Source organism: Bacillus sp. FJAT-27001, from assembly GCF_019039175.1.
Taxonomy (GTDB): domain Bacteria; phylum Bacillota; class Bacilli; order Bacillales; family Bacillaceae; genus Bacillus; species Bacillus velezensis.
This window is the reverse complement of the sequence record NZ_JAHOAA010000005.1, coordinates 232-13,152: the sequence shown is the minus strand read 5'-3', so window position 1 is coordinate 13,152 and position 12,921 is coordinate 232. Positions and strand designations below refer to the sequence as shown.

At 46.7% G+C, this 12,921-nt stretch carries 13 protein-coding genes and 1 riboswitch; of the genes, 6 read left to right on the top strand and 7 right to left on the bottom strand.

The annotated features are described in order from the left end of the window. Positions 1 to 101: 101 nt before the first annotated feature. Positions 102 to 668: a YdhK family protein gene (locus BGM27_RS15445; RefSeq protein ID WP_007409300.1), complete on the top strand. Its 567-nt coding sequence runs from the start codon at positions 102 to 104 to the stop codon at positions 666 to 668. 51 nt (positions 669 to 719) lie between these two features. Here BGM27_RS15445 and BGM27_RS15440 read toward each other — a convergent pair whose 3' ends face one another. Then, positions 720 to 1,880, bottom strand: coding sequence for an MFS transporter (locus BGM27_RS15440; protein WP_007409299.1), 1,161 nt, complete (start codon positions 1,878 to 1,880; stop codon positions 720 to 722). A gap of 54 nt (positions 1,881 to 1,934) precedes the next feature. Continuing rightward, a riboswitch (purine riboswitch) is annotated at positions 1,935 to 2,034 on the bottom strand. Positions 2,035 to 2,211: 177 nt separating this feature from the next. Here BGM27_RS15440 and BGM27_RS15435 point away from each other — a divergent pair. The 3 genes from BGM27_RS15435 (at position 2,212) to BGM27_RS15425 (ending at position 4,940) form a co-directional block, all read left to right on the top strand. Beyond that, positions 2,212 to 2,928 carry a GntR family transcriptional regulator gene (locus tag BGM27_RS15435; RefSeq protein ID WP_007409298.1) on the top strand — a complete coding sequence of 239 codons (717 nt, stop codon included), beginning with the start codon at positions 2,212 to 2,214 and terminating at the stop codon, positions 2,926 to 2,928. Positions 2,929 to 3,049: 121 nt separating this feature from the next. Then, entirely contained in the window at positions 3,050 to 3,736 is a 687-nt protein-coding gene (locus tag BGM27_RS15430) for a FadR/GntR family transcriptional regulator (RefSeq protein WP_007609773.1), read from the top strand. Continuing rightward, on the top strand, positions 3,726 to 4,940 hold the full coding sequence (locus BGM27_RS15425) for a CynX/NimT family MFS transporter (protein ID WP_007409296.1): 1,215 nt from the start codon (positions 3,726 to 3,728) through the stop codon (positions 4,938 to 4,940). Before BGM27_RS15430 ends, BGM27_RS15425 begins: the two co-directional genes overlap by 11 nt. A 59-nt stretch (positions 4,941 to 4,999) precedes the next feature. Here the strand turns inward: BGM27_RS15425 and BGM27_RS15420 are convergent, their stop codons facing one another. The 6 genes from BGM27_RS15420 to BGM27_RS15395 form a co-directional block, all read right to left on the bottom strand. Further along, positions 5,000 to 5,314 carry a DMT family transporter gene (locus BGM27_RS15420; protein ID WP_007409295.1) on the bottom strand — a complete coding sequence of 105 codons (315 nt, stop codon included), beginning with the start codon at positions 5,312 to 5,314 and terminating at the stop codon, positions 5,000 to 5,002. Then, the gene (locus BGM27_RS15415; protein ID WP_003156023.1) at positions 5,314 to 5,643 is read right to left on the bottom strand and encodes a DMT family transporter; all 330 of its coding nucleotides are present in this window, start codon (positions 5,641 to 5,643) and stop codon (positions 5,314 to 5,316) included. Before BGM27_RS15415 ends, BGM27_RS15420 begins: the two co-directional genes overlap by 1 nt. A gap of 72 nt (positions 5,644 to 5,715) precedes the next feature. Further along, the gene (locus tag BGM27_RS15410; protein WP_007409294.1) at positions 5,716 to 6,297 is read right to left on the bottom strand and encodes a TetR/AcrR family transcriptional regulator; all 582 of its coding nucleotides are present in this window, start codon (positions 6,295 to 6,297) and stop codon (positions 5,716 to 5,718) included. A 116-nt stretch (positions 6,298 to 6,413) separates the two neighbouring features. Continuing rightward, on the bottom strand, positions 6,414 to 7,976 hold the full coding sequence (locus tag BGM27_RS15405; protein WP_007409293.1) for an APC family permease: 1,563 nt from the start codon (positions 7,974 to 7,976) through the stop codon (positions 6,414 to 6,416). A gap of 236 nt (positions 7,977 to 8,212) precedes the next feature. Further along, positions 8,213 to 9,067: a manganese catalase family protein gene (locus BGM27_RS15400; RefSeq protein WP_007409292.1), complete on the bottom strand. Its 855-nt coding sequence runs from the start codon at positions 9,065 to 9,067 to the stop codon at positions 8,213 to 8,215. Between the two features lie 111 nt (positions 9,068 to 9,178). Further along, entirely contained in the window at positions 9,179 to 9,643 is a 465-nt protein-coding gene (locus BGM27_RS15395; RefSeq protein WP_003156017.1) for an SRPBCC family protein, read from the bottom strand. 127 nt (positions 9,644 to 9,770) lie between these two features. Between BGM27_RS15395 and BGM27_RS15390 the strand changes: the two genes are divergently transcribed. Next, on the top strand, positions 9,771 to 10,772 hold the full coding sequence (locus BGM27_RS15390) for an NADPH:quinone oxidoreductase family protein (RefSeq protein ID WP_007409291.1): 1,002 nt from the start codon (positions 9,771 to 9,773) through the stop codon (positions 10,770 to 10,772). A gap of 428 nt (positions 10,773 to 11,200) precedes the next feature. Continuing rightward, entirely contained in the window at positions 11,201 to 12,619 is a 1,419-nt protein-coding gene (locus BGM27_RS15385; protein ID WP_007409290.1) for a sugar porter family MFS transporter, read from the top strand. Positions 12,620 to 12,921 lie beyond the last annotated feature (302 nt).

Below are 12,921 nucleotides of genomic sequence, written 5' to 3'. Positions count from 1 at the left end.
GAGAGAGTTGAAGAATTAGGAGAAATGACAGGCCATCTTTTTGTTTTACTGAAAAAACGAAAGGGAAAGTGAAAAATCAAAAAGGCAAAGGAGTTCTTGAAATGAAAGCGAGACTATTTTTATTCAGCATGTTTCTCCTGATCCCCGTTCTGGCGCTTGCCGGATGCAACAGCCAATCTTCAGGAGGAAGCGAAAAAGCGAAAGACAAAGAAACGCACTCTCACGAAGACATGAATCACTCAGGTTCATCCGAGGTGCCGAAAGGTTTAAAGAAGGCAGAAAATCCGACTTATAAGGTCGGCAGTGACGTCATGATTTTAGCTTCTCATATGAAAGGCATGAAAAATGCGCAAGGAACCGTAAAAGGTGCTTATGATACAACGGTTTACAGTGTATCTTACACTCCGGAAACGGGAGGAAAGCGCGTCGAAGATCATAAATGGGTCATTCAGGAAGAGCTGAAGGGCGCCGGTGATAAAACGTTAAAACCGGGTGATAAGGCCGTGATCGAGGCATCCCATATGAAAGGCATGAAGGGCGCCGAAGCCGTTATTGATTCAGCCAAAAAGACAACCGTCTATATGGTCGACTATACACCGACTGACGGCGGCCAAAAAGTAACCAATCATAAATGGGTGACAGAAGACGAGCTTGCTGCCGCAAAATAAAAAGACCGCAAAAGCCGAAGGAATTCCTTTGGCTTTTTTGCGGTCTCACATTTATGCGGATTTTCTTTTCAAGGCAGGTCTCGTTAAAGAGAATACAGCTAACGCGACAGCGATAATGACAATCAAACCGCCGCACCAGGCTGTTGCTGTGACAGAACCGGTTTGTCCGATCACGCCGCCGCCGATGGCTGACCCGAGCGCGATGCCGATCTGCAAAGCGGACGTGTTGAAGCTTTGCTGAATATCGGAAGACTCAGGCGCAATTTTGATTAAATAGCTTTGCTGCGCCGGCGCAAGGCTCCAGCTGAGCAATCCCCAGATCACCATCGCAGGCAGGAAAATGATTAAAGAAACCGTTGTCAGCGGAAGAATAAACAGAATCAGAGCGAAAGAAACGGTCACAAGCATGATGCTTTTAAATGCTCCTAAACGGTCATACAGCCAGCCTCCGAACGGGCCGCCGCATACCGCTGACAGACCGAACAAAAAGTAGCATACACTGACCCAAACGGAACTCAAATGAAGCGTTCTTTCCAAAAAAGGCGCAAAGTAGGCATAGAGTGTGTAATGCCCCGCCAGTGTAAACAAGGTGACAAGATGTGCGCTGGCAATTTTGGCGGTCCCGATCGTCTTGATCTGCTCACGAAACGGAATCATTTTTTCAGCAGGTATTTTTTCGAAAAAGACGCTGATAATCAGCATGGAAACGAGAGATAATACGCCGATTCCCAAGAACAGAACGCGCCATCCGAAGGCATTGCTGATGATAATGCCGACAGGCACGCCTAAAGCGATTGCGGAGCTGAACCCCATGAAAATGATGCCGATCGCCCGCGCTCTGTATTCAGGCGCCACGATTTTAGGAGCAATCGTTAAAGAAAGGACGACAATCAGCCCTGTGCTCATGGAAGCGAGCACCCGTGACACCATAAGTACGGCGAAATTGGGACTGAAATAAGCCACCAGATTACTTAGGAAGAAAATAAACAGTGCGATTAAATAAAGCCGCTTTCGTTCAGCCTTTGCCGTCACTGCCAAAAGCAGCGGGCCGGATACCGCGTAACCGAGCGCAAACACGCTGATCAGCTGCCCCGCGCTGACGATGGATATATCTAAGTCGGAAGCGATTTGCGGAAGAATACCGCCCACAATTAATTCAACTAATCCGACTGCGATGGTAGATGCTGCAAGCAGAAATACTTTGAAATTCATGTACAGATACTCCTTTTTTTATTTTTTAGAAAATAAAAAATCCTGATTACAAAAAGTGTACGGGACAATTTTTGTAATCAGGATTTTACGGTTCCTGGTAGACACCCTCAAACCATATCATTGAGGTTATACAATGTATGCATTATTCGGTTGTGTCCTTTTCTGCAAAAAATTCTACCATAATAGTGAGCGAGATTCCATAGAAAATTTGAGGAAATCCTTTCAATTTCAATATCGGCGGCTGTAACGTCATTGATGAAGCAGGGAAAAAAATTTATGATAACCGTAAGGAGTCTATACAGATCAAACATTATACAGCCGGAGGAAACCGATGAATAAGTACGAAAAAATCGCCAACGAAATGAGAAAGAGGATTAAAAGCAGTGTATATGACATAGATCAGCCGATCCCGGATGAAAAGACGCTCGCTGCGGAGTTCGGGTGCAGCCGGATGACGATGAAGCGGGCGCTTGATACACTTGCGGCTGAAGGAATGCTTTTCAGAAAAAGAGGGCACGGCACGTTTATCATTCAATCAGCCATGCAGGATGAGCACGTTCACGTAGTCAGCAACGAAATTCTCGGCCTGAGCAATTTGTTAAAAGGAAAAAATATCAAGAGCAAGGTCATCCGGTTTGAAGTGCAGTTTCCGTCTCAAGATGTCGCCGCACATTTGGCCATCGATGAAAAGACTCCCGTCTATTATGTAGTGAGGCTCAGAATTGTTGAAGGCGAACCGTACGTTCTTGAAAAAACGTACATGCCGGCGAGCCTTATACCCGGCATTAATGACGAGGTGCTCAACCATTCCATCTACGATCATATTACGCGGGAACTCCAGCTCAAAATCGCAGGCTCACACAGAAAAATCAGAGCGTGCAAGTCGGATGATATGGATCAGCAATATCTCGGCTGCCGGCCGGATGACCCGATACTTGAAGTCGAGCATGTAGGCTTTTTGGACAACGGCACTCCCTTTGAATATTCATTTTCCCGCCACCGTCATGACAAGTTTGTCGTGACCTCAGTCAATATAAAACGTTCATAAAAGCGCCGAAGAGTGAGAGAAAAACTCACTCTTTTTTTGTTGCCGCTGATTTACATCTTCGCTTCTTTTATGTTATATTACCCAATGATAGAATCATCCTACAAATTTCAGAGGTGTTTTGATGGAGATATCCAAAACAAGCAGACTGTCGCTCGTAGAACAAGTGGTGACGCAAATTGAATCGTTAATTCAATCGGATAAATGGCCGGTCGGGACGCGCATTCCCCCTGAGCTGGATTTAATGAAGCAATTTGATGTGAGCCGAAACACATTGCGTGAGGCCATTCGGGCGCTCGTACATGCCGGCCTGCTTCAGACAAGGCAGGGGAGCGGTACGTATGTCAGCTCATCCAGTGTTCTCGGCGCGGCATTTTACCGCCATATTAAAAAATCAAATTTGCTTGAAACATTAGAAGTCAGATACGCACTCGAAAGAGAAGCTGCGCGATTGGCGGCGGAAAGGCGTAATGACGAAGACCTGAAAGCACTGAAGGCATGCTTGGATGAATGTGAAGCGGCCTTGCAAAATGAAGATCGAAAACGGTATGCCGAGGCTGACATTAAACTGCACAAAACCATTGTACAGGCGGCCCATAACAACATGCTTTCTGATCTTTACGAGCATATGACGGAGGCGCTTTGTGCGTCAGTCCATAACCTGTTGGAAATCACCCCTGCTATACGGATCCACACCCAGCTTGCCGCCGCGATTATCGGACAGAAACCGGATCAGGCCATGGAGGCCGTCAACCAATACATCACAGTATTTAAAGATACAATACACATGGAGGATGAACATGAAAATTAAAGACGAACATCAAATTCTGCAAGCAAATCAGCGTAAAAAACTGATATTGCTGGTCATCGGAGTCATATTGATAGGAGCCAACCTCAGAGCGCCTCTGACATCGGTCGGGCCGCTCGTTTCCTCAATTCGGGACAGCCTCGGCATGACCAATGCGGCTGCCGGCACCATTACGACAGTGCCGCTTTTGGCCTTTGCATGTCTGTCGCCGTTTGTTCCTTTATTGTCCCGGCGCTTCGGGACCGAGATTGTGTTACTGTCATCATTAATTGTCCTGACAGCCGGAACTCTGCTGCGCTCCATCGCCGGAATCGGCACTCTCTTTTTCGGAACGATTCTGTTGGGATTGTCGATCGCCGTATGCAACGTCCTGCTGCCGAGTCTCATTAAACATAAGTTTCCCGGAAATTTAGGCATCATGACCGGCGTCTACTCGGTTTCTATGAATCTGTGCGGCGCGATTGCATCCGGCATCAGCGTGCCGATCGCCTCTTCAGCGGGGTTAGGCTGGAAAGGCGCGCTCGGCTGCTGGGCTATCCTTTCTTTCATTGCGTTTGTCATGTGGATTCCGCAAATGCGAGGACGCGAACTGCCCGTCCGCACGACTGGGACAAACGGAGAGAAGAAAAGCAGTCTGCTGCGGTCTCCGCTGGCTTGGAAGGTGACGATGTTCATGGGGCTGCAATCCCTTATTTTTTACACCGTCATCGCTTGGCTGCCGGAAATTCTTCAGCAGAATGGACTCAGCTCAAGTAAGGCGGGATGGATGCTTTCATTAATGCAATTCTCAGTCCTGCCGATTACTTTTATCGTGCCGATCGCTGCCGCTAAAATGAAAAATCAGCGCGCACTCGCCGGACTGACGGCTTTATTTTTCCTTATCGGCATTGCCGGCGTTCTTTTCGGAAGCCCGGCTCTCACTCCGCTATGGGTCATTTTAATCGGAATTGCGGGAGGCTGTGCGTTCAGCTTGGCGATGATGTTCTTCAGCCTGCGGACCCGGCATGTCCATGAAGCCGCGGCGCTTTCCGGCATGGCCCAGTCATTCGGATACCTGCTTGCCGCGTTCGGGCCGCTCGTATTCGGTTTGCTGCATGACATCACGCACGGCTGGACGGTTCCGTTATTCATGCTGATCGCAGTCTCCGTTCTGATCTTCATTTTCGGAGTCGGAGCGGGAAAAGCGGAACAGATCAAAACAGCATAAAAAAACAAAGGGCCCGCTTAGGGTCCTTTGTTTTTTATTTAAAAAGCTGTCTCAGGCCGTTACGTTGTCAGTTTTAAGCCGATGACACCGATGAGGATAAGCCCCAGAGACACCAATTGTGACAGGTTGAATTTTTCTTTAAACCAAAGTATGCCCACGGCCGAAACGCCGATGCTTCCCATGCCGGTCCAAGCGGCATACGCGACACCTGTGGGAAGAACCTGCATCGCTCCGGAAAGGCAAAAGAATGAAAGCATAAAGCCTGTTACCATGACAATCAGCGGCCACTTTTTTTTAAAACCGTCAATATGTTTCATGGCAACGGCTGCTACAACTTCCTCCGCTCCGGCAATAAATAACAGCAGCCATGCCATTAATGTTCACCCCTTGTTTCAGTTTCTTTCGTAAATACCTTCATTCCTAAAATGCCGGACAACAGCAAAGCCAAAAAGAATATTTGCCCGATTGAAAACGATTCGCCTAAAATGACGCCCGTTACATATGTGCCGACGGTGCCTATTCCGACAAAAACGGTATATGCGGCAGCCATCGGAATTTTTTTATAAGAGCGGATCAGCATCAGAAAGCTGACGGCAATCAGAAGGAAAATACCAATCCAATCAAAGAGCGAATCCGCATGCTTCAGGGCGGACGCCCAAACTACTTCTAACAGTCCGGCTATCAATACAAGCAGCCAATACATGATACAGTCACCTCAGTTATGAATGAATGTCAGTCATTTTTACGGCGGTCAAAAATGATCGGTCTCCGCCAATCATTTCTGCAAGCTTCTTTTGAGAAAGCTGAATATTTCTTTTTTATATACTTCGAGATCGACATCCTGTTCACAGCCGATATAAAACCGTTCAGCCGCGTTCTCGACAACGTTGATAATCGTTCTGGCCGTCCATCTGACATGAATGCCGCTGTGGACCTCACCCTGTTCAATGGCCGTATTGATCACGCCTTCCAGCCAGGAATAATAAGGCTGATAAATGGCTTCCCATTTCTCCATCGAATGATCGATGGCAAGACCGGAATAACAGAGAACGATAATATCTTTATGAAGCCGGGTGATGTGAAATGTCTCATCTACCAAAATGTCCAGCAACGTCCAAAAATCTTCAGAACCGTCCGTTTTCCCTTTTATTCTGTCCAGCGTAGTGTCGAGCAGGTTTTCTGCAATCGCGGATATCAGTGCGTTTTTAGAAGAAAAATATAAGTAAAACGTCCCTTGGGCCGTTCCGGCTTTTTTGACGATTTCTGAAATGGATGCTTTGTCTAATCCTTTTTCAGAAATGACTTCAATCGCGGCTTGCAGGATCTTTTCGTATTTTCCCGAGCTTTGTTTTGCCAATAGAGGGGTTCCTCCTTTTATGAATGACTGTCATTCATTTTATCGCATGTTCGCTTTTTTGTCATCCCTTAAAATAAAAATACCGGAAAGAAGACCATACTTCTTTCCGGTATTCGTCATTTATCACTGTCGATCATAGCCTTCGGCAGACCCGTATATTTTGCCCAGTAATAAATACCGAGCGAACCGATGGCGATCAGAATCAGGTCAAGCGGATTGCTGATAATGCCCAATCCGTGGCCGAACGAGCCGAGATAGGAGAAAATCAGCATCATGACATAAAAGCCGACGATCCACCATGCTGATTTCAGCTGCTGCCGTATGCTGACATCATCTTTGGGAGCATATTTACTGAAACAGAGATAGATCAGAAACATGACAATTTGAGAACCGAGAAGCCAGGATACGGTGCGCCATCCGGACCAATATACAATATAAGAGGTAAAAATAAACGACAGCGGCCCGATGATGCTCATCCCTTTTAAATAAAACGGTCTGTTAATATTCTTCGCGTTGACTCTCAGCGCCGCAGAAGAAATCGGCGCAATCGCATAAGACAGAATCAATGCGACGGAGCATACGTTGACAAGAGCGTTCCAAGAAGGGAACGGAAGCGTCCAAAAAACAGCCAGACCGAACGAAAGCCAAAGGGAGGCGCGCGGTGTCCCGGTTTCTTTATTGACTTTAGAAAAAATGCTGAATAATGTTCCGTTTCTGGCCCAGGCATAGACGAGACGTGAAGTCGTATTCATAAAGATATTTCCGTTACCGCCCGGTGATAAAATCGCATCTAAAATGACCAATGTCGCCAGCCACCCCAAACCTAGCAAAACGGCGATATCTTTGAACGGAAGGGAGAATTCAGTCCCGATAGCCGGCCATCCGTGCTTCAGGGTATCCGCCGGGATCGCCCCTATAAAAGTGAGCTGCAGCACGGTGTAAATAATAGTAGACACGATAATACAGACAATCAATGCGATCGGAATGTTCCGCTTGGGGTTCTGCACTTCACTCGCGACAGCTACAATCGGATGCAGCCCAAGATATGCAAACATGACGCCGCCTGTGGAAATCGCGGCCTGAATTCCGGTGAAGCCAAAAGGCGCGAATCCGTGAACGGTCATATTGCCCGGGTGAAAATGAAAAATCAGTACCACAATTACCGTAATCGGTACGACATATTTAAAAATCGAAATAATGAAGTTTGCTTTCGCAAAGGTTTTGACACTCCAGTAATTGAGGAGGAAGAACAGGCAGAGCAGCGCAAATTGCAATATCCACCCGGCAATTGTCGGAGAATCGGAGCCTTTTACGGTCAAACCGGGAAACCAATACGCCACGTATTGGCGGACTGCCGTGACTTCTATAGAAATAAGGCTCGTGTATGCCACAATGGTGACAAAGGAAATTAAATATCCGACGAGGTGTCCGTGTGAATATACGGGATACCGGATAATTCCCCCGGTCCGCGGCAGCGCGGCGCCCAGTTCCGCATAAACCAAGCCGATCAATAAGATGATTCCCCCGCCGATCAGCCAGGAAAAAACGCCTGATGGGCCCGCTTTAGAGGCGACGTTACTGACGGCAAACAGCCATGCCGAACCGAATATGGCTCCCATGCCGATTAAAATAAGATCAAAAAGTGACATAGTTTTCTGGAAGTTTCCTTGCTTAGACATTCGCTGCCTCCTTAGAAAAGACATTGTTCTCTTTACATAATTCCCATTATCATTCAAACATACCCAGCGGCCGGCTGGAAAATTAGGACAACTTTCGAAACGAAGTATGTACAGCAATGTGCTCACATTATAATAACGGCCGTATGGCAAGATCTCCCGGCTTATATTCCCCGTTTTAAACACATTCAAACCTCATATTCAGAAAAACAAAAAACGCCCGAAACAGGCGTTTTTTGTTACAAGTTCATATCTTTCAGTCCGGGGCTGTGCTCATTCGGAAGTTCAGGAAGTTCCGGCACGGGGAAACCTTTAGGAGGCTCGGACACACTTAATTCGCCGCCGTTTCGGCTCGGCGTCGTTCCCTGCAGAATTTCTCCGATCCGTGTCGGATCCAGTCTGAAATTAAATTGGGTATTATGATAACCCATCTCAACGAATTTCCGGCATTCCGGGTATTTTTCAATATCATAATTCGGCACGGGAAATAATTTGCCCCATTCGACACCCAGTGTTTCCAACGCTTTTGTAAATGCATTTTGATGGGCGTTGTCACGGACGATCAGAAAACCGAGTGTTTCTCTGAACGTCTGATTTGAACTCATTTCATAAATGCGTGTCTTTTGCAGCACGCCGGTTGATTCCAGCACGACATTGTCCAATAAATCGGAAATCAGATTCCCGTGGTTGTATACCCAAGACCCGTTCCATGGATTGCCGCCGGCGTCTACAGGAAGAGAACTTTGCGCTCCGATGATAAAATGGTGCGGATTGGCGTGTTTAACTGCTTCGTCAAGCGGCGCCTGATCTGCCGCCTGATTTCCGGGGCCCTCAGCGCCGCTTTCGTCGAGCAGCGCATTAATCGTATGCTGGACAAGCTCAACGTGTGCGATCTCTTCTAAAAATACACCGCGAAGCAGGTCACGGAACTGTTTTTCTTTTCCTCTGAAATTAGAGCTTTGGAAAAAGTATTGCATCATCGTCCGCATTTCTCCGTAGTGCCCGCCTAAAATTTCCTGAAGCACCTTGGCCGCGGCCGGGTCCGGCTTGTCCGGTTTAATGATATTGATCAGCTCTTCTTTGTAATAATACATAAACAGCGCCCCCTGAAAGAAGTTTTCGGTTCTTCTGTTAGTGTCTTTGCAAAGTCAGTTTTTATGTATCGGCATCAAAAAAAGGACGGGAAGCGTGTCCGTCCTTTTGTGTTAAGCCTCAACCGCCCCGCGAAGTTTCGTGTTGACAAGCCCGTTCCATCCTTGATCCATCGTACTGTGAATCTCGGAGCTTTTCCGATTGACTTTATTGATGACGGCTTCCGGCTCTTTCCATCCGCCGTGAATGAGAGTGAATTCCGTATCTCCGCTTTCCGTTTCCTTTAAGACAAAAGAAACGATCCAGCCTTCCGTATCCCACGAAAAAGAAAGGCGGTACGGCGCTTCAATATCCAGCAGCTTGCACGGAGACGGACCGAACGGAGATTCCAGCTGAAACTCACTGTCTTCTTGAGGTGTGAAATCATTCGGCATAAACCAGAGAGACAGGCCGTCCGCAGTGGAGACCGTATCCCAGACAACTTGTATCGGCGCCTTGAAAACGGCGGTATGAATAATGTCCGGTAATGGCTGATTGCTGTTGTTGTTTTTGTTATCTTTGTTTTGTTTATCAGACATGATGCGTAACCACTCTTTCGCTGTTTTTACTTTTGATCATACTACACGGGGCAGGACATTTGAAAACAAATCAAACTTATTTTATGCTTTTCCAAAGCCATTCAATTCATTTTAAGGAGACGTAGTGATGACAGATCAATTTAAAGCGTTAGTAGTCGATCAACGTGAAGACCGGTTTTCAGTCAGCGTACGGGAGCTGGCGGTTCAGGACCTTCCCGAGGGTGAAGTGCTGATTAAGGTTTGCTACTCAGGGGTGAATTATAAAGACAGCTTGGCTGCCATTCCTGACGGCAAGATCGTAACGTCGTACCCTTTCGTGCCGGGAATTGATTTAGCAGGAATCGTCGTTTCCTCAGATGACGCCCGTTTCAAAGAGGGGGATAAAGTCATTGCGACAAGCTACGGCATAGGTGTTTCCCGCTTTGGCGGTTATAGCGGGATGGCCCGCATTCCGGCAGATTGGATCGTGCCGCTGCCTGAAGGTCTGACACTTAAAGAAGCCATGACGATCGGAACCGCCGGCTTCACTGCCGCATTGTCCGTCCAGCGTCTTGAAGAAAACCATGCCGCTCCTGAAAAAGGGAAGGTGCTGGTGACAGGAGCGACAGGCGGCGTCGGAAGCTTTGCCGTCTCCATTCTTTCAACTTTAGGTTACGAGGTCGAGGCCAGTACGGGAAAAGAAGACGAAAGCGGCTATTTGAAGAGCCTCGGAGCAAAGACGGTCATTCACCGTGACGAAGTGTATAACGGCACGTTAAAACCAATGCAAAAACAAAAATGGGCAGCGGCCGTCGATCCGGTCGGAGGTGAGCCGCTTGCTTCAGTTCTCAGCCAGATTCAGTACGGCGGATCAGTTGCTGTGAGCGGACTGACAGCGGGAACGAAACTCCCGGCTACAGTCTTTCCGTTTATATTGCGCGGCGTCAGTCTCTTGGGAATCGATTCCGTATTCTGTCCGATGGAGACAAGAAAGAAAACATGGCAGCGTTTAGCTGATGACTTCAAGCCTGCAGATCTGGAGGCCTTTATTCAAAAGGAAATTACACTTGAAGAGCTGCCGGATACGCTTCCTGCTCTTTTAAAAGGAGAAGCGAGAGGAAGAACGATCGTTACAATAAACGAAGAATAAATCAAAAACCCCCAACTGCTGATTGGGGGTTTTCACTATATAATCAATTATTTATCAAAAAGAGATTAACTATTGATCATATAGTGAAAATTAGTTGATTAAAAACATAAATTGATTACATATAGGTAATATAAAGGTAAGTTATAAAATTTTCTGAAATATTCATTGACTGAAAGCGCTTTTAAAATTATGATAATAACATAAGTGCCAATAATATCATTATAACTTCACTATAAAGTAACTATAAAATAACAATTTGACGAGAGGGGAGAGCGGATAATCACTATAAATGATAACGCTTTCAGATTATTTTCTTCTTATATAACTGTTTTGGACGGTCAGAACTTGTATGCAGACGTTATAGGTGTAAATATTGATAACTGAATATTCCGTAATTATCTCTGTGTAAAAACTAGGAGGATTTGAAGATGAATAAAAATAGCAGCCAGCATTCATTTTTGAGAACCATCATTTTAGTATCGACATTCGGGGGACTTCTTTTCGGCTACGATACCGGTGTAATTAATGGGGCGCTGCCGTTTATGGCGGAAGCTGACCAGCTTAATCTTACCGCTTTGACTGAAGGGGTGGTGGCGAGCTCCTTGCTCTTGGGGGCTGCGATCGGCGCAGTTTTCGGAGGGAGATTGTCGGACTATAACGGCAGACGTAAAAATATCCTTATCCTTGCCGTTTTGTTCTTTGCAGCGACGCTTGGATGTACACTGGCGCCTAACGTATCTGTTATGATCATCTCCCGTTTTCTTCTGGGGCTTGCCGTCGGGGGAGCATCCGTAACCGTTCCGGCGTATTTGGCTGAAATGTCGCCGGCGGAAAGCCGAGGGAGAATGGTTACCCAAAATGAATTGATGATTGTAACGGGCCAGCTGCTTGCCTTTACGTGTAATGCTATTATCGGCAATGTGCTTGGTGATACCTCTCACGCCTGGCGTTATATGCTCGTTATCGCGGCTCTTCCTGCGGTATTCTTGTTTTTCGGTATGCTGAAAGTTCCTGAAAGTCCGCGCTGGCTGGTTTCTAAAGGAAGAAAAGAAGATGCTCTGCACGTTCTCCGGCGAATAAGGAATGAAGAGAAAGCGAAGTCTGAGCTCGCTGAGATTGAATCTGCCTTTCATAAGGAAGCTGAGATGGAGCAGGCCGCCTTTAAGGATCTTGCCGTTCCGTGGGTGCGCCGCATTGTGTTTGTCGGGATCGGAATTGCGGTAGTGCAGCAGCTCACCGGCGTGAATTCAATTATGTATTATGGAACTCAAATTTTAAAAGATGCCGGTTTCGAGACAAAAGCCGCATTAATCGGCAATATCGCTAACGGTGTAATTTCGGTGCTCGCGACTTTTGTGGGAATATGGCTTCTCGGCAAAGTCGGCCGCCGCCCGATGCTGATGACGGGGCTGATCGGAACGACTGCGGTGCTGCTTTTGATCGGAGTTCTGTCTGTTGTGCTGAAAGGATCGCCCGCTCTTCCTTATGTGGTTCTTTCATTAACAGTCACTTTCCTTGCGTTTCAGCAGGGGGCTGTCTCTCCGGTGACCTGGCTGATGCTGTCGGAGATATTCCCGCTTCGATTGCGGGGACTTGGTATGGGGGTCACTGTCTTCTGCCTCTGGATCGTGAACTTCCTTGTGGGTTTCACTTTTCCGGTCCTGCTCGCAAACATCGGATTGTCTGCAACCTTCTTCATTTTTGTCTTGTTAGGGATAGCGTCCGTTATATTTGTGAAAAGGTTCCTTCCGGAAACGAAAGGTCTGTCGCTCGAACAGCTTGAACAAAACTTCCGTGCTTATGAAAAAACAGATCGTAATAGCGCGGAAGCCAAGGTGAGCGGGTAATCTGAATAGACGCGGGGTTCCTAGGAATCCTGCTTTTTTATTTATTATATAGAAGGGAATAACAAGTGAGAAAAAAGTTTCGTAAAAGTGTTGACCTAATTTAAAGTGCATGGTATATTATTAAACGTCGCTGATGAACAAAGCGATAACGACAAATGAGAAAATGATCTTTTGAAAAAAGACTTTACAAATTCTCGAAAGCGTGTATAATAAATGAGGTCGAGAAAAAGACTTCGAAAAGAAATAAAAAAACACTTGACATCATAACTGATTGGTAGTATGATAGTTAAGTCGCCTGATAA